Annotated in this window: 16 protein-coding genes; 2 read left to right on the top strand and 14 right to left on the bottom strand. The window is 64.6% G+C overall.

Features of this window, described 5'->3' with window-relative positions:
* Positions 1-16: 16 nt before the first annotated feature.
* The 14 genes from F0A16_RS02550 to F0A16_RS02485 form a co-directional block, all read right to left on the bottom strand.
* Complete coding sequence (locus F0A16_RS02550) at positions 17-1,192, bottom strand: NAD(P)/FAD-dependent oxidoreductase (RefSeq protein WP_239023681.1); 1,176 nt, start codon at positions 1,190-1,192, stop codon at positions 17-19.
* Positions 1,165-2,595, bottom strand: coding sequence for an FAD/NAD(P)-dependent oxidoreductase (locus F0A16_RS02545; RefSeq protein WP_149433811.1), 1,431 nt, complete (start codon positions 2,593-2,595; stop codon positions 1,165-1,167). Before F0A16_RS02545 ends, F0A16_RS02550 begins: the two co-directional genes overlap by 28 nt.
* Positions 2,592-2,891: a (2Fe-2S)-binding protein gene (locus tag F0A16_RS02540; RefSeq protein ID WP_149433810.1), complete on the bottom strand. Its 300-nt coding sequence runs from the start codon at positions 2,889-2,891 to the stop codon at positions 2,592-2,594. Before F0A16_RS02540 ends, F0A16_RS02545 begins: the two co-directional genes overlap by 4 nt.
* A complete protein-coding gene (locus F0A16_RS02535) occupies positions 2,866-3,984 on the bottom strand; it encodes an NAD(P)/FAD-dependent oxidoreductase (RefSeq protein WP_149433809.1) in 1,119 nt (372 codons plus the stop codon). The genes F0A16_RS02540 and F0A16_RS02535 overlap by 26 nt, the downstream gene beginning before the upstream one ends.
* Positions 3,985-4,079: 95 nt before the next feature.
* Entirely contained in the window at positions 4,080-4,886 is an 807-nt protein-coding gene (locus F0A16_RS02530) for an ABC transporter permease (RefSeq protein ID WP_149433808.1), read from the bottom strand.
* Between the two features lie 2 nt (positions 4,887-4,888).
* The gene (locus F0A16_RS02525) at positions 4,889-5,806 is read right to left on the bottom strand and encodes an ABC transporter permease (RefSeq protein ID WP_149433807.1); all 918 of its coding nucleotides are present in this window, start codon (positions 5,804-5,806) and stop codon (positions 4,889-4,891) included.
* Complete coding sequence (locus F0A16_RS02520; RefSeq protein WP_149433806.1) at positions 5,803-6,891, bottom strand: ABC transporter ATP-binding protein; 1,089 nt, start codon at positions 6,889-6,891, stop codon at positions 5,803-5,805. The genes F0A16_RS02525 and F0A16_RS02520 overlap by 4 nt, the downstream gene beginning before the upstream one ends.
* Before the next feature lie 90 nt (positions 6,892-6,981).
* The gene (locus tag F0A16_RS02515) at positions 6,982-8,028 is read right to left on the bottom strand and encodes an ABC transporter substrate-binding protein (protein ID WP_149433805.1); all 1,047 of its coding nucleotides are present in this window, start codon (positions 8,026-8,028) and stop codon (positions 6,982-6,984) included.
* A gap of 154 nt (positions 8,029-8,182) precedes the next feature.
* Positions 8,183-9,088, bottom strand: a complete 906-nt coding sequence (locus tag F0A16_RS02510) for a LysR substrate-binding domain-containing protein (protein WP_149433804.1) — start codon at positions 9,086-9,088, stop codon at positions 8,183-8,185.
* 171 nt (positions 9,089-9,259) lie between these two features.
* Complete coding sequence (locus F0A16_RS02505) at positions 9,260-10,558, bottom strand: MFS transporter (RefSeq protein ID WP_149433803.1); 1,299 nt, start codon at positions 10,556-10,558, stop codon at positions 9,260-9,262.
* 104 nt (positions 10,559-10,662) lie between these two features.
* Positions 10,663-11,970, bottom strand: coding sequence for an MFS transporter (locus F0A16_RS02500; protein ID WP_149433802.1), 1,308 nt, complete (start codon positions 11,968-11,970; stop codon positions 10,663-10,665).
* 225 nt (positions 11,971-12,195) lie between these two features.
* Positions 12,196-12,627: an OsmC family protein gene (locus F0A16_RS02495; protein ID WP_149433801.1), complete on the bottom strand. Its 432-nt coding sequence runs from the start codon at positions 12,625-12,627 to the stop codon at positions 12,196-12,198.
* Between the two features lie 133 nt (positions 12,628-12,760).
* On the bottom strand, positions 12,761-13,264 hold the full coding sequence (gene tpx, locus F0A16_RS02490) for a thiol peroxidase (protein WP_149433800.1): 504 nt from the start codon (positions 13,262-13,264) through the stop codon (positions 12,761-12,763).
* Between the two features lie 94 nt (positions 13,265-13,358).
* The gene (locus F0A16_RS02485) at positions 13,359-13,985 is read right to left on the bottom strand and encodes a DUF1415 domain-containing protein (protein ID WP_239023680.1); all 627 of its coding nucleotides are present in this window, start codon (positions 13,983-13,985) and stop codon (positions 13,359-13,361) included.
* Positions 13,986-14,125: 140 nt separating this feature from the next.
* On the opposite strand from F0A16_RS02485, the gene F0A16_RS02480 reads away from it, so the two are divergent.
* Both F0A16_RS02480 and F0A16_RS02475 read left to right on the top strand, forming a co-directional pair.
* A complete protein-coding gene (locus F0A16_RS02480; RefSeq protein WP_149433798.1) occupies positions 14,126-15,025 on the top strand; it encodes an aldo/keto reductase in 900 nt (299 codons plus the stop codon).
* Positions 15,026-15,110: 85 nt separating this feature from the next.
* A complete protein-coding gene (locus tag F0A16_RS02475) occupies positions 15,111-16,199 on the top strand; it encodes an alpha/beta fold hydrolase (RefSeq protein WP_239023679.1) in 1,089 nt (362 codons plus the stop codon).
* Positions 16,200-16,209: the final 10 nt, after the last annotated feature.

Raw genomic sequence — 16,209 nt, 5'->3', positions numbered from 1 at the left:
GCGACGGCCGATGCCGTCAGTGTGTATGACTCGCCCGCGCAGCCGCGGAGGACGAATCGAAACGTCGTATGTCGAACGGTGCGATCGGCAACGCGGGTTCCCGCTCCAGTGCGAGATCCCGGACAATCTCGCCGGTAATGGCCGACAACTGGAAGCCGTGGGCCGAGTAGCCGAAGGAGTGGATCAGCCGCGGATGTCGCCAGCTCAGGCCCAGTACGGGAATGCCGTCCCCGGTCACACCTTCGATACCCGCCCAGGTGCGCACCACGCGAACGTCGCGCATGAACGGGAACAGCCCGAGCGCGGTCTGCACGTTCTCGGCCAGGCCCGCCAGGCGCACGTCGGCACGCTCGCCGCCGGTATCGATGCATCCCGCGATGCCGCCGCCGATCATCACGCTGCCGTTGTCCATCTGCTTGAATGACAGCGCGCGCGACGCGCTGCCGATCACCGGCCCGAGAAACGGTGTCACGCGTTCGGTGATCGTCAGCATCAGAGCCTGGGCCTGCATCGCCACGCACTCGTCGAGTGCCCCACATAACTCGCCCGCCCAGCCGCCGGCGCAGTTGATCAGCCAATCGGCATCCAGGCCGGGCAGATCGGGATGATCGGTGGAGAGTCGCCAGCCGCCGCCGGGGGCCCGGTCCACTCGGGTCACCCGCACGCCTTCCCGCCATATCGCGCCTTCGCGCTGGGACTGTCGACGCCAGGCGGTCAACGTGCGGTAGGGATTGGCCGCACCATCGCCATCGCAGGCCAGTGCGCCCACGCAGTGCGGTGCCACGGCCGGCACGCGTCGGCGCAGCTCGTCCCGGGAGAGGGTGATTTCATGATCGAAGCCGAGCTCGCGGACCTCGGCCGCACGCGACACCAACCTGGCCATGTTCTCGTCGTTCTCGGCCACCTTGATCTGGCCGCAGGGATGGAATCCGCCATCGTCGCCGATCAGCGCTTCGAGTCGCTGCCAGCGCTCGAGGGCAGCAACCGCCAGTGGGATTTCGGCGGGATGCCGGCCCAGCCGCCTCACGCCCCCGGCATTGACGCCGGAGGCGTGCCGACCGGCATAGTTCTTCTCGACCACGGTCACCCGGAAACCGCTACGCGCCAATTGCGTCGCCGCGCTCGCGCCATGTAGACCGCCCCCGATGACCAGCGCCGTGGGCTTCACGAAGCGGTCTCGGTCTCGTTCCACGCCGGCGCTCCCGGGGCATCCCCCGCCGCGCTGGCCAGTTGCCCCAGGGTGATGGGCTTGAAAGGCGGACGCAGGCGGTAGTAGCCGGTCTGCTCCAGACTCTGGCCGTTTTCCGCGGCGAGGATCTCGCTCACCGTCAGGCCACACAGGCGTCCCTGACAGGGCCCCATGCCGCAGCGGGTGAAAGATTTCATCTGATTGGGGCCGGCACAGCCGAGCCTGGCGACGCGACGGATCTCGCCGGCGGAGATCTCCTCGCAACGGCAGACCACGACTTCGTCGTCCGGCCGTCGCCAGCTGTCGCCTGGCCGATAGAGGGCATCCAGGAAGGGACGAACGACGAGCTCCGCGTCGAGTTTCCTGCGCACTGGCGCGGCCTCGCGTGCCAGCGTGGGGCCATCGATATGGCCCAGCGATTCGAGCGCCGCCAGCGCCGCCAGCTCGCCCTGGAGTTGGGCTGCGCGCGCTCCTCCGATGCCGCCACCGTCACCAGCGATGAAGAAGTTCTCGATGTCGCTGCGGCCGAACGCATCCCGGCGCGGCCGCCAGCAGAGCTGCTGTTCGGACCAGTCGTGCTCGCCGCCAAGCGCTCTGGTCATCTGGACGTTGGGCACCACGCCGTGATGGAGCAGCAGCGTGGTCGCTTCGCAGTGCTGCCAGTCGTCGGGTCGTTCGGCCGTCCGCCAGCCCACCCCGGTCAGCGCCTCCTCACCCTCGGCGCGCAACGCGACGACGTGACGCTCGTGACGAACCCCGGCGCGCTTCAGTTCGCGCAGTAGCCCCGCGCCTTTCCTCAGGTAGCGCCAGCCTCTGATGGCCCCGCCGATATGGGCAAGGGCCAGTCGCCGGTTCTCCTGCGGTGTCGTCTCGAGGATGGCGGCAACGCTCGCCCCGGCACGCAGGTACTGCACCGCCACCAGATAGAGCAGCGGCCCGCTACCGGCCAGGATCATGGGAGCCCGGGCGACGACACCGGAGGTCTTGAGCAGTACCTGGGCGGCGCCGGCGCCCATGACGCCGGGCAGCGTCCAGCCGGGGACAGGAAATGGCCGTTCCTGGGCACCGGTGGCGAGAACGACGCGCTCGGCCCGGATCAACGCTGCGGTATCGCCGGCGAGCACGCCGATCTCGCCGGCGCGGGTCAACTGCCACACCATATGGCCGGGGCGATAGTCGACCGGCTCGCGCCGCAATGCCTCGATCAACGATCGTCCGTGCCAGTAATCCTGGCCCAGCAGTTCGGGATCGCGCAGCGGCGTCGACTCCAGCGCCCGGTAGATCTGTCCGCCGGGTGCGGGCTGCTCGTCGAAAACGACCGGCCTCAGCCCATGGCGTGCTGCGGTTCGCGCCGCCGCCATCCCGGCCGGGCCGGCACCGATGATCGCCAGTGGAATCGTCTTCATGGCGAGACCCTCCGTGCGCCTTGCTGGCTTCTCACCGTCATGCCCTCGACCACCGTGACCTGACATCCCTGGCGATTGGGCACGCCATCGATCTCCAGCAGGCAATCGAAACAGGCGCCCATCATGCACCACGGACCTCGCGGCGACTGGCTGACCGGCGTGGTCCGGAAGCGATCGATACCAGAAGCGAGGAGTGCCGCCGCAACCGTGTCTCCGGCTCTGGCGATCAGCTTTCGGCCCTCATACTCGATGGTCACGGTACGGCCCTCTTCAGGCCGTTTCAGATACGCGAACATGGAATCTCTCCGCGGTGAGTGGAACGATCTCCTCGGGGCATTCGCCGCCGCCGATCCAGGGGGCGAGACGTTTGGCATGTGCTGCCGCCAGCGTCACGCCGCTGTGGCAGCAAGCCAGGTAGGCCCCCGGATGAGTGACGGAGGCCTGGTAGATCGGGCAGCCGTCCGGCGTCATCACCCGCAACGCTCCCCAGCTCCGGACGATGCGCACGTCGCGCAGGCGGGGGAAGGCCCGCAACGCCCGCTGCGCGATATCCGCCAGGACTTCGGTGCGGGTGCCGTCGTTCATGCCGACGTCCTCGTGAGAGTCGCCGACCTGCAACGAGCCCTCGCCGGTCTGGCGCAGGTAGGTCGTGGGGATATCCAGCAGCGGTGCGACACGCTCGGTGATCATCACCTCGCCACGGTTGGGCAGCAATGGCGCCTCGAGTCCGACCTGCTCCGCCAGGCCTCTGTTGCCCAGACCGGCGGCCAGCACCACCCGTTGGCAGTGGACACTCTCGCCATCCCGTTCGAGTCGGAACCCCCCACCGTCCCGCGCGATACGACGCACCGGGCCCCCACGGCGATATTCACCGCCCCGTTGATGGATTCCGGCATGCAGCGCGCGCAACAGGTAGAGCGGGTTGGCGTGGCCATCCATTGGCGTCCACGAGGCGCCGAAGACGTCATCCCCGATCGCGGGCACCAGCGACGCCAACGCCCGGTGATCGAGCATCTCGAAATGAAACCGCCCTTCGGTCTCGCGCGATAGTCGATCCATCGTCTCGCGGCGCTGCAACCACTCCCGTTCGGTGTGGCAGATATGCACGCCACCGCTGCGCTGGTGCTGGACATCGATGCCGGTCAGCGCCTTGAGCTCAGGCGCCAGTTCGAGCCACAGTCGTGACGAACTCTGGCTCCAGTCCGAATAGTTGGGCATGCCCAGCCCCTTGCTCTGGATCCACACCAGGCCGAAGTTGCCCCGCGACGCGCGATAGGCGACGTCGCCCTCGTCCATCACCACGACCCGATGTCCCTCGCCGCACAATCCGTAGGCGATGGCGCTACCGACCAGACCGCCGCCGACCACCGCAAAATCGTAATTCGCCATAATCCATCCCAAGCCCTGACGGCTCTCGCCGATTCGATTGCACCGCCATGGATGACGGTCGCCCCGGCTCGACGCGCGAGCGCCGAACCCCTGCTCTAACCCTTGCCGCTCAGCACCCGATCCAGGCCATAGAAGCGATCCAGCACCAGCATGAACGCCACGGTCAGCACGATGATCACGGTCGATACCGAGGCCAGCAGCGGATCGATGGTCTGCTCGATGTAGTTGTACATCTTGACCGGCAGCGTGGTGTTGCTCGGCGAGGCGACGAACACGGTCATGGTGAGTTCGTCGAAGCTGGTGATGAAGGCCAGCATCCAGCCACCGGCGACGCCGGGCAGCATCTGCGGCAAGGTGATTCGACGAAAGCTGGTGAGAGGGTTCGCCCCCAGCGAAACGGCGGCGCGCTCCGTCTCGCGATCGAGCCCCATCACCGCCGCCAGCACCAAGCGGAGCGTGTAGGGCATGACGATGATGACGTGGGCGAATACCAGCGAGGCGAAGGTGCCGCCGATACCAATCTCGGAAAAGAAGCGCAGGAATGCCACCCCGAGCACGATATGCGGGATCATCAACGGGGAGAGGAACAGACCATTGAGAAACTCGCGCCCCGCGAAGCGGAAACGCGCCAGCGCCAGCGCCGCCGGGATCGACAACAGTGTCGCCAGCGTTGCCGCGACGATGCCCAGGTTGAGGCTATGGTAGAAGGCATCGATGAAGTCGGGCCGTTCCAGAATCTCGCGAAACCAGCGCAGCGAGAAGCCGGCGGTGGGGTACGAAAGGTAGCCCTTGGGCGTGAAGGCCACCAGGATCACCACTACCAGTGGCGCCATCAGGAAGATCACGAACAGGGTATGAAACGCGAGCGCCAGGCGCCCGTTGCGACGGCTGTCGACACTCATGCTCAGCCCTCCCCCAGGGTGCGGCGAAAACGCCTCTCGACCCACCGGCTGTAACTCATGACGATGATCACGTTGAGCAGCAGCAGTACGATCGAGATCGATGCACCCAGCGGCCAGTTCATGGTGCTGAGGTACTCATCGTAGACGCTGGTGGCGACGACCTTGAGGCGCCGGCCGCCGATGATCGAGGGCGTGGCGAAATAGCTCGCTGTCAGCGCGAACACGATCAGGCTGCCCGACAGCACGCCCGGCAGGACCTGCGGAAAGATCACCCGGCGCATCACGGTGAACGGCTTGGCGCCAAGCGACAGTGCGGCATCTCCGGTACTCAGATCGACCTTGCGCAACGACGCCCAGACCGAGATCACCATGAACGGCACCAGCACGTGAACCATGGCGATCACCACCCCGGTATGGGTGTACATGAGACTCACGCCGCGGGAACCGGCCAACCCCAGCCCTTGCAGCAACTGGCTGAGCAGGCCGTTGCCGCCGATCAGCAGCACCCAGCCCAGGGTTCTCACGACCACCGAAATCAGCAGCGGCCCCAGTGTCACCAGCAGGAAAATCGACCGCCATGGGTTGCGCATGCGATAGAGGATGTAGGCCTCGGGCGCGCCCAGCAGCACACAGAGCACCGTGGTGACGAGGCTGATGGCGTAGGTTCGCAGGAAAATCTCGTGAAAATAGCCGTCGAAAAGCACTTCAGCGTAGTTGGTGAAGGTCAGTGTCTTTTCGATCCCGGCGGTATAGTCGAAGGTGTAGAACGACAGCGCCAGCGTCATCAGCAGCGGCATACCCAGCAGCACCAGGAAGAACACGGCGGCGGGCCCGGTGAGCCACAACGGCAACCAGCGTTCCAGCCGCCTGGCGCGGTTCGGCGACCTCGGCAGCGTCGTCTCCATTACCGTTTCGGTCATGACACACCTCCAACCGACAGCGTCGTTCTCGGCCGGTCCTGCAACAGGCGCATCGAGTCCGGTGTCCAGCGCACGCCCACCTCGTCGCCGACATCGAAGCCGGCCGGACCACAGTTGGGGCAGGTCGCCAGCAGCAGACCGACCGGCGTGTCGATCTGATAGAGCCAGTGGTCGCCGACGAACTGTCGGGTCTGGACCTTGCCGTCGACCAGCCCCTGGCGACAGGCCGTCATCTCCAGCCTCTCGGGCCGGATCGACACCCGCACGGGCCCGGCCCCCACCACGCCCGCACCGGACAGGTCCAGGCGCTGGCCCACTAGGTCCACGCAGGGCTGCCCGTTATCCCCGGCGGCCACCTGGCCTTCGAGCAGATTGGTCTTGCCGACGAACGTCGAAACGAAAATGTCGGCGGGCTCTTCATAGGCACGGAATGGCTCGGCGATCTGCATCGCCCTGCCCTGATCCATCACCACCACCCGATCGCTCATCGACAGTGCCTCGCCCTGATCGTGCGTCACCATCAGCGTGGTCGTTCCGACATTGCGCTGGATGTTGCGCAGCTCCAGTTGCATCTCCTCGCGCAGCTTGGCATCGAGGTTGGAGAGCGGCTCGTCGAGCAGCAGCAGCGGCGGTTCGATCACCAGCGCCCGCGCCAGTGCAACGCGCTGGCGCTGGCCGCCGGAGAGTTCCCGCGGGTAGCGGTCATTGAGATGATCCAGGCGAACCAGCGCCAAGGCCTGGCGGATGCGACGACGTCGTTCCGGCGCCGCGATCTTGCGCATCTCGAGACCGAAACCAACGTTTTCAGTGACGGTCATGTGCGGAAACAGCGCATAACTCTGGAACACGATGCCGAAACCGCGGGCATTGGGGGCCAGATCGGTCATATCCCTGCCATCCATGACGATGCGTCCCGCGCTTGGCAGCGCGAAACCGGCGATCATCTGCAGTGTCGTGGTCTTGCCGCAGCCCGACGGGCCCAGCAGCGAGACGAACTCGCCGCGTTCGATTGAGAGATCGAGCGCGTCGACCGCGGTCGTGTCGCCATAGCGCTTGGTCAAGGAATCGAGAGTCAGGAAGCTCATGCTCAGTCACTCCCGGGCAGCGCCGTCCATGACGACAGCACCACCCGCTGATGGGTTTACCGTTGACAGTGATCTTGAGACGGGACCGGATCAGCGCTCAATGCGTCGATTCCAGAGATTGGTCCAGGCCTGGCGGTTCTCGTTGACCGTATCCCAATCGAGCGTCACGAGATTGGCGACGCGGTCACCGTAGGGAACCTTGGCTGCCAGCTCCTCGGGCAGTTCGACCTGCTTGTTGGTGGGACCGTTACCGCGCTCGCGCGCCAACAGAACCTGCACGTCGGGCGTCAGCAGGTAGTCGATGAAGGCCTGGGCCAGGTCGGCATGGCTAGACCCTTCGACCAGACAGGCGCCCTGGACCAGGGCGACCGCCCCCTCCTTGGGGTAGACGAATTCGATGGGGAAGCCGGTATCGGCCAGCGACTGCACGCGGCCGCTTCCCCACACCGACATCACGATCTCGTGGTTCTGATAGAGTTCGGACGTCTTGCCGGGAGACGGCGTGAAAGAGAGCACGTTGGGCGATATGTCGCGCTCGAAGACCTTGAAACCCGGCTCGATATCGCTCTCGCTGCCCCCATTCATGCGTGCCATCATCACCAGCGCATAAAGCCCATAACTGTTACTGATGGAGGGGACGTTGATGGCGCCGGCGAAGCGTTCGTCGCGCAGGTCGTCCCAGGAGTCGGGCGCCGCCCAGCCCTCCTCGTCGAAGATCGCCTTGTTATAGGCCAGACCGCCGGCAATGATGCCGATGCCCGCCGCCTTGTCGTCGGGGAAACGCGCGAAATCGTAGAGTGCGTCGAGGCTGGAATCCTGGGCCTGGGCCTGGGCCTGGGACTGACACAGCCCGTAGTTGATCGCCTGATAGGTGGGGCCGTCGTCCATGATGGCGACGTCCATCTGCTGATCGTTGCGCTGGGCCTGCAACTTGGCCAGGGTGTCGGTGGAATTGCCGGGAACGTAGACGATGTCGACGTCGTGAGCCTTCTCGAACGCGGGAATGATGGAATCGCGGAAGATGCTCTCGAAGGACCCGCCATAAGCCCCTAGATAGAGCGTTGGCTTGTCCTGCGCCTGCACGGTGGCAGCGGTGGAGAGTGCCATGACGGCACAGACCATTAGCTTACGTTTCATGCTCTAACTCCGTTGTTTTTATGCGTCGTTATGAGTCGTGAACGGACCAGCTCGCTAGTCGAAGCGGCTGTCCTGCAAGCTATCGTCGTTTTTCCATCAGGCCCAATGCCGTTTTAAATGCCGGCTATTCATTAATGTTATGGCTTTTGGCGATTCAAGGCTTTGCCCCCTCCAACTGGCGCACCAGGGCCTCTTCCACCGCCTTGATGAACTCGGTGGCCAGCCGGGACGGCGGGCGAAAAGCGGGCAGTAATGCGCTGTATCGAAAGAGGATGGACGGCTCGAAATCCCGCACCGCCAGCCCACGGCTCACGTAGCTGTAAGCCGTGGCCGGTTCGATCAGGGAAATACCCGCCCCCGCCAGTACCATTTCGCAGGCCACCGATGAGAGCTGTGTCTCCAGACGCAGGTCGCGCTTGATACCCGCCTCGGCAAAGACGCGATCGATGTCGGGCCGAACGTCCAGGAACTGCCCCACGGAGATGAAAGGCTCCCCGGCGAGATCGCTGGCCCGAACCCGTTGCCTCGCTGCCAGCGGATGATTCGGCAACATCACCAGCTTGAGCGGCGCTTCGATCATGGTCCGCTCCTCGACCCCCGGATCTTCGAAGCTCAGTCCGATGAACCCGACATCGCATTGCTGGGTCGAGACCCACTCGACGACTCGCTTGGAGCTGTGGGCCTGCAATGAGATCGAGACCGCCGGATAGCGCTGGGAGAAGCGGTGGACGATGTCCGGCAGCAACGAGATGGAGAGCGCCGGCATGGCGCAGATGAACAGCCGCCCGGAACGGAATTCGCGAATGTCGCGGGCGGTTTCGGTGATGCGCTCCAGCCCGACGAACGAGCGTTCCACCTCCTCGTAGAAGGCCAGCGCTTCCGGTGTGGGTACCAGGCGCCCCTTGTGGCGAAGAAATAGCTCGAAACCGATGTAGTACTCGAGATCGGCAATCAGCCGGCTGACCGCCGGCTGGGAAATATAGAGCGTCTGAGCGGCACGGGTCACCGTCTTGTGGATCATTACCGCGCGGAAGGCTTCTATCTGTCTGAGATTGATCATGGTTTCAGGCGTTGTCGTCCGATCAGCGAAATCTCGACCCACCAATGTAAGCGCTTCCAACGCCGCCGGCCCCCAGCCGCACCGCCGGCGACGCTTTTACGCTACGAACCCCCGCTTGACGCAAGACACCCCGTGCACACGGAGCGTCATCGAAGCGATCCGGCCATACGACTACGACGGCATGACCGCCAGCCGGCGCCCGGCAGGCGTGCGCAGCAGAAACAGGCCGATGAGGACACCCATGACCGATAGCGCGGCGACGTAGATCGCCGGCGACATCGGGTACCAGCGCATCAGCGTGGTGACGATGATCGGCGTGAAGCCGCCGAATATCGCGTAGGCGACGTTGTAGGAGAATGACAACCCGCTGAACCGGACCGCCGCCGGGAACGCCTTGACCGCCACCGCCGGGATGGCACCGGTAATCCCCACTGCGAAGCCGGCCAGGGCGTAGAGCGGCATCAACTGGTCGGGACGCTGGCCGACGACGCTCATCATCAGCCAGTAGCTCGCCCCCAGCAGCACGCTCCAGCCGATCAGGGTCGCGCCGCTGCCGAAATGGTCGGCGCACCAGCCGGCGACCACGCAGCCCACGATCAGGCACAGGATCGCCACCACGTTGGCCAGCGAGGCGTCCAGCCCGGCGTACTGCGCCGCCAGCAGCGGCGGCGTCATCAACATCACCACGACGATGGCCGCGGTCAGAATCCAGCTCACCGCCATGGCAAGCAGCACACCGCCAAGGTGATCGCGCAGCACCGCCTTGACCGGCAGCTCGGCGGCCAGCGCCCGGCGTTCGCGCATCTCGGCGAAGACCGGGGTCTCGCGGAGCCAGCGGCGAAGATAGACCGCCACCAGCCCGAAGATGCCGCCGAGCAGGAACGGGATTCGCCAGGCACCGTCAGCCAGTTCTGCCGGGGAGAAGTGGGACTTCATGATCGCCGCCACCAGAGAGCCGATCAGAATGCCGGCTGCCAATCCCGCCGACAGCGTGCCGCAAGCAAGGCCCACGTGGCGACGCTGGACGTGCTCGGTAACGAACACCCAGGCGCCGGGCACCTCGCCACCCACGGCCGCGCCCTGCAGCATGCGCAGCAGCACGAGCACCAGTGGCGCCAGGTAGCCGATGGCGTGATAGGTCGGCAGGCATCCGATCGCCAGCGTCGGCAGCGCCATCAGCAGGATCGACAGCGTGAACATCCGCTTGCGGCCCAACAGGTCGCCGAAATGCGCCATCACGATGCCGCCCAGCGGACGCACCAGGTAGCCGGCGGCAAAGATACCGAAGACCTGGATCTGGCGCAGCCACTCCGGCATGTCGGGTGGAAAGAACAGCTGGCCGATGACCGTGGCGAAATAAACGAAGATGATGAAGTCGTAGAATTCCAGCGCGCCACCGAGAGCCGACAGCGAGAGCGTCCTGACATCGCTGCGGGAGAGCGGACGCGTCGAAATGGAGTCATGGGACATATCGGAGTTCCAGGCAAACGACGCCCGTGGACGTCGCCACGATCACTAAGGGATCAGGCCGCCAAGCGCCGCGCCGATGCGGCCCGGGGCCTGGCACGGAAAGGTCAGTGCTGCATCAATGCCAGTCGCTGCCCGCTTGGCGCGCGTAGCAGGAACAGACCGATCACCACGCCGAGCGCCGCCAGCGCGGCGATGTAGTAGGCCGGCGCGGCGGGATGACTGGCCATCAACGTCGACACCACTACCGGGGTAAAACCACCGAAGATCGCGTAGGCGACGTTGTAGGAAAAAGAGAGTCCCGAGAACCGCACCGCTGCCGGAAACGACTTGACCGCAATGGTGGGTACCACGCCGACGATGCCGACGCCGAAACCGGCCAGGCAGTAGAGCGGTGTCAGTTGATCGGGGCTGGTCGGCACCGTGTGCATCATCACCCAGTAGCCGACGCCCAGCAGCAGGCTCCAGGCGATGATCGTGATCCCGCTGCCGAGGCGATCGCAGCACCAGCCCGAGACCACGCAGCCGATGATCACACAGACGATGGCCCAGACATTGGCCAGCGAGGCATCGATGCCGTAGAGCGTCTGCAGCAGACTCGGCGTCATCAGCACCACCACCACCACCGCGCCGGTGAGAATCCAGGTCACCGCCATCGACAGCACCACGCTGTCCAGGTGGCGGCTGAGCACGCGCTTGACCGGCAGACCGTCGGAGAGCGCTTTCTTGGCACGCATCTCGGCGAACACCGGCGTCTCTTCCAGATAACGGCGCAGATAGACCGCCAGGAAGCCGAAGACGCCACCGATCAGGAACGGCACCCGCCAGCCGTAGGCGTTCATCTCCTCCGGCGTGTAGTACGACTTCAGGAACGCCGAGATCACCGACCCGATCAGGATGCCGGCCACCAGTCCGGAAGCCAGCGTACCACAGGCCAGCCCTACGTCCTTGCGCGAGACGTGTTCGGTCACGAACACCCAGGCACCGGGAACCTCGCCGCCGACCGCCGCACCCTGCAGGATCCGCATCAGCACCAGCAGCAGTGGCGCCAGGTAGCCGATGGTCTCGTAGGTCGGCAGGCAGCCGATCAGCAGCGTCGGCACGGACATCAGGAAGATCGACAGCGTGAACATGCGCTTGCGACCCAGCAGGTCGCCGAAGTGCGCCATGATGATGCCGCCCAGCGGGCGTGCCAGATAGCCGGCGGCGAAGATGCCGTAGGTCTGGACCATTCGCAGCCACTCCGGCATGTCCGGCGGGAAGAACAGGTGCCCGATCACCGTGGCGAAGTAGACGAAGATGATGAAGTCGTAGAATTCCAGCGCGCCACCCAGAGCGGATAGCGACAGGATCTTGATGTCACCGCGTGACAGCGGACGCGACGGAGCCGCATCGTATTGAGGTGCGTTAGCCATAGCCGTGTTCTTTTTCTGAGGCGTTGAAACGTGCAGGTGTCCAGTAGCCAACTTGCGTCACGGATGCTCGACAGAGGATGCCGCCCGGCGCATGAAGGGGGTCACGACATTACCAGACTTTGCAAGTTCCGTCAGCGCGGTTCACGCAGCGGTGAGGCCAGGATGCAGGCCAACCGGGCACAAAAAAACCGGCCTCGAGGGCCGGTCCTTCCCGTCGCCAAAGGTTCAGCTTTCCAGCTTGGCGTCCAGCGAGATCCTGGCATTCAGCAACTTGGAGATCGGGCACCCTTCCTTGGCCTTCTGGGCGGCGCTGTCGAAGGTCGCCTGGTCGGCTCCCGGAATCTTGGCCACGGTCTTGAGTTGGACTTCGGTGATGGTGAAGCCGCTGTCGTCCTGCTCCATGATGACGGTGGCGTCGGTCTTGATGCTGTCGGGCTCGATGCCCTCCTCGCCCAGCATCATCGACAGCGCCATCGAGAAACAGCTGGCATGAGCGGAGGCAATCAGCTCTTCGGGATTGGTGCCCGGCTGGCCTTCGAAACGGGTATTGAAACCGTAGGGGTTCTGCTCGAGGGCGCCACTCTCGGTGGAAACGACGCCCTTGCCCTTCTTGAGGCTACCCTTCCATTCGGCGGATCCGGATTTCTTGATCGTCATCGTCAGCTCCTTCTGGTTTGATGTGACGTTTCGATGCAATCGACCATCGCGGTGGATGGGCGAGAATCAGTGTAGACCACATGGCTCGGAGGTCATCCCTCCCGCCATCTCTGCCCCCCTGCCATCTCCATCCTCACGCCTCGAGGGCCGCCAGCGCTGCATCGTAGTCGGGTTCGTTCTTGATCTCGCTGACCAGCTCGGTGTGTACGATGGTGTCCTGCTCATCCAGCACGATCACCGCGCGGGCGCACAGTCCGGCCATGGAGCCGCTCTGCAGCGCGACACCGTAGCGCTCGCGGAACTCGGGGTGGCGGAAACTGGAGAGCGTGACGACGCGATCCAACCCTTCGGCACCGCAGAACCGGCTCTGCGCAAACGGCAGGTCCGCCGACACCACCAGCACGACGGTATTGTCGAGCCCGCTGGCATACTCGTTGAACTTGCGCGTGGACATCGCACAGGTCCTGGTGTCGACGCTGGGGATGATGTTGAGCACCTTGCGTCGGCCGGAGAAGTCCGCCAGCGGCACCTCCTCGAGCTCGGCATTGGTCAGGGTAAAGGCCGGGGCTCTATCGCCAACGGCGGGGAAATTACCGCCAACCTCGACGGCCACGCCGCCTCGCGTCACGCTCTGCATGATGATCTCTCCGGAAGGAACGATTCAAAGACGAAACGATTGAAAAACGTTGAGCGCGATATCGGACGACACCAGCGCCACCTATCAGCATAGCCTATTCACCGGGCCCGTCGGACGTTCGATCCAGCAACTGTCGGGATCTGGCCAGGGCCCGCGATCCCGGGGCTCGCAACAGCGTCATGTTACGCTCGGGAATGCCCTCGGGGTCGGTATGGTGCGCGATCGCCCGCTCGAGCTCGGCTTCCCGCAGGATGTGTAGCATCGGATAGGGCGAACGGTTGGTCGCGTTGGCGGGGTCGGTCGCCTCGACGCCGTCGAAGAGATAGTCCGGGTGGAAGCTGGCCAACTGATAGATGCCACCGTACCCCAGGTCTTCCATCAGCCGCTCGGCCAGCTCGAGCCAGTCCAGGTAGTCGTCGAAATCGTCCATACTCACCGGCACGATCAGCAGTGTGGTGGCGATGTCAGCATTCGCATCGAGATGCCGGCACTCGCCCACCAACTCGTGGAGCAGCCCTTCCAGGTCACTGGCCTCGGCCACGGCGTAGCGAATGGCACCACGACGCACTTCGCGCCCGGCAAAGGGGCAGATGTCGTGGGCAACGACGAAGGATTCGACCCAGGCCCGGGTCCGACTGAGCGAAGACGGTTCGATGGTGGTTCTCCTGAAACCGGTAGACGATGGCCGCGAGACGTTCACCCGCACCGCGAAGCGGTTCACGGGAAACCAACGGACGGGGCACATCGGTCGAGCAACGTTACACGGTTGCCGACGAACACGATTTGCCAACGACGTGGTTTGCGAAACTCGCGAGTGGCGACCAGCATAACAGTAAGGCCTCAACCGACAGGGAGTTTTACATGCCACGGCAGATACCACGGATCGAATTGCGCGAATACCGGAACGCCCCATCGATAACCTTGCCGGCCATCGGCCAGGGAACCTGGTACATGGGCGAGAATCTGGTGCCGCGCGAGCAGGAGGTGGCGGCGTTGCGGCACGGCCTGGACCTGGGCCTGACATTGATCGATACGGCCGAGATGTACGGCGACGGCGGTGCCGAGGAGGTCGTCGGCGAAGCGATACGCGATCGTCGCGACGACGCCTTCGTGGTCTCCAAGGTCTACCCCTGGAACGCCGGCCGGGACAGCGCCATCGCCGCCTGCGAAGGCAGCCTCGAACGGTTGGGGATCGAGACGCTCGATCTCTATCTGCTGCACTGGCCCGGCAGCATTCCCCTGGAAGAGACGTTCGAGGCGTTCGAGCGACTGCGTGATCAGGGCAAGATACGCCGGTTTGGCGTCTCCAACTTCGATGCCGGCAACCTCAGAGCCATGGATGCGCTGCCGGCCGCCGCCGATTGCGCGACCAACCAGGTGCTCTATCACCTCGGTTCCCGCGGCATCGAGGTCGACGTCCTCCCATGGATGCAGGATCACCATATCCCGGTGATGGCCTACTGCCCCCTTGCCCAGGGCGGTCGACTGCGCGCCAAGCTGCTCTCCTCCACGGTGGTCAACGAGATAGCCGACAAGCATGGCGCCAGCGCCGCACAGATCCTGCTGGCCTGGACCATTCGCCCTGTCGGCGGCCACCGCGAGGGACCGAGATCGGTCGTCGCCATTCCCAAGGCGTCGACCCTGGCGCACGTCGAGGCCAATGCCGAAGCTTTGAATATCGAGCTCGACGATGACGACCTCACCCGGCTCGACGACACCTTCCCGGCGCCCAGGGAGCCGGTGTCGCTGGATATCGTTTGAACTATCGGCGACGCCGTCGTCTAAAACCGTATCAACGCACTTTCCCTCCCAGCACTTTCCCACGCAGCCCCATCAGGAGCGATGCATGCAAGCGATGTCAGCGACCCCGGCCTCTCCCTACCGCCATTGGCTACCGGCCTTGAGCCTCGCCCTTGGCACCACGCTGGCTGGCGTATCGGTGAGCGCCGAGGCCCAGGAAGCCGAGGCGTCGCCGCGAGATCGTGAAGTCACGCCCAGCTACGGCGCCGAACTCGAGGGTTTCGACTACCCCTATCCGGTGGAACGCTTTCGCTTCAGCTCCCAGCGTCAGGAGGTGCAGATGGCCTATCTCGACGTTCCCGCCGACGAGCCCAATGGCCACACCATCGTGCTGCTCCACGGCAAGAACTTCTGCGCCGCGACCTGGGAAGACTCCATCGAGCGTCTCAACGCAGCAGGCTACCGCGTGATCGCGCCGGATCAGATCGGTTTCTGCAAGTCGAGCAAGCCCGAAGCGTACCAGTTCAGCTTCCACCAGCTCGCGGCCAACACGCATGCCCTGCTCGAAAGCCTCGATCTCGAAGATGTCACGATCATGGGCCACTCCATGGGCGGCATGCTGGCGAGCCGCTACGCGCTGATGTACCCCGAGCAGACCGAGAAACTGGTATTGGTCAACCCGATCGGCCTCGAGGACTGGAAGGCCATGGGCGTGCCTTACCAGCCGATCGACGAGGCCTATGCCAGCGAGCGGAAGAAAGACGCCGAGGGGATCCGCCAGTATCAGCAGTCGACCTACTACGTCGGCGAATGGGAGCCGCGCTACGACCGCTGGGTCGACATGCTGGCCGGTATGTACGCGGGGCCGGAAGGGGGTCTCGTCGCCTGGGATCAGGCCCTCACCTCGGACATGGTCTTCACCCAGCCGGTAATCCATGAAGTCGACGAGATCCAGGTGCCGACGCTGCTGCTGATCGGGGAGAAGGACAACACGGCGATCGGCAAGGGGCTCGCCTCCGACGAGGTCAAAAAAACCCTGGGCCACTACGACGTGCTGGGCGAACGCGCCGCCGAACGTATCCCCGACGCCGAGCTGGTCGAATTCCCCGACCTGGGCCACTCACCGCATATTCAGCAGCCCGAGCGATTTCACGAGGCACTGTTCGACGGCCTGAAGCGCCTCGAGGAATCCTGAACGGCGAGCA

Source organism: Salinicola corii, assembly GCF_008298015.1.
Lineage (GTDB): Bacteria > Pseudomonadota > Gammaproteobacteria > Pseudomonadales > Halomonadaceae > Salinicola > Salinicola corii.
Note: the sequence above shows the minus strand (reverse complement) of the source record. Positions and strands in the feature narration are given on the sequence as shown.

Bases quoted from the DNA above. Each gene is read 5' to 3' on its own strand.
- F0A16_RS02545 (WP_149433811.1), bottom strand. From the start codon at position 2,595: ATGAAGACGATTCCACTGGCGATCATCGGTGCCGGCCCGGCCGGGATG.
- F0A16_RS02540 (WP_149433810.1), bottom strand. From the start codon at position 2,891: ATGTTCGCGTATCTGAAACGGCCTGAAGAGGGCCGTACCGTGACCATC.
- F0A16_RS02535 (WP_149433809.1), bottom strand. From the start codon at position 3,984: ATGGCGAATTACGATTTTGCGGTGGTCGGCGGCGGTCTGGTCGGTAGC.
- F0A16_RS02530 (WP_149433808.1), bottom strand. From the start codon at position 4,886: ATGAGTGTCGACAGCCGTCGCAACGGGCGCCTGGCGCTCGCGTTTCAT.
- F0A16_RS02525 (WP_149433807.1), bottom strand. From the start codon at position 5,806: ATGACCGAAACGGTAATGGAGACGACGCTGCCGAGGTCGCCGAACCGC.
- F0A16_RS02520 (WP_149433806.1), bottom strand. From the start codon at position 6,891: ATGAGCTTCCTGACTCTCGATTCCTTGACCAAGCGCTATGGCGACACG.
- F0A16_RS02515 (WP_149433805.1), bottom strand. From the start codon at position 8,028: ATGAAACGTAAGCTAATGGTCTGTGCCGTCATGGCACTCTCCACCGCT.
- F0A16_RS02510 (WP_149433804.1), bottom strand. From the start codon at position 9,088: ATGATCAATCTCAGACAGATAGAAGCCTTCCGCGCGGTAATGATCCAC.
- F0A16_RS02505 (WP_149433803.1), bottom strand. From the start codon at position 10,558: ATGTCCCATGACTCCATTTCGACGCGTCCGCTCTCCCGCAGCGATGTC.
- F0A16_RS02500 (WP_149433802.1), bottom strand. From the start codon at position 11,970: ATGGCTAACGCACCTCAATACGATGCGGCTCCGTCGCGTCCGCTGTCA.
- F0A16_RS02495 (WP_149433801.1), bottom strand. From the start codon at position 12,627: ATGACGATCAAGAAATCCGGATCCGCCGAATGGAAGGGTAGCCTCAAG.
- tpx (WP_149433800.1), bottom strand. From the start codon at position 13,264: ATGCAGAGCGTGACGCGAGGCGGCGTGGCCGTCGAGGTTGGCGGTAAT.
- F0A16_RS02480 (WP_149433798.1), top strand. From the start codon at position 14,126: ATGCCACGGCAGATACCACGGATCGAATTGCGCGAATACCGGAACGCC.
- F0A16_RS02475 (WP_239023679.1), top strand. From the start codon at position 15,111: ATGCAAGCGATGTCAGCGACCCCGGCCTCTCCCTACCGCCATTGGCTA.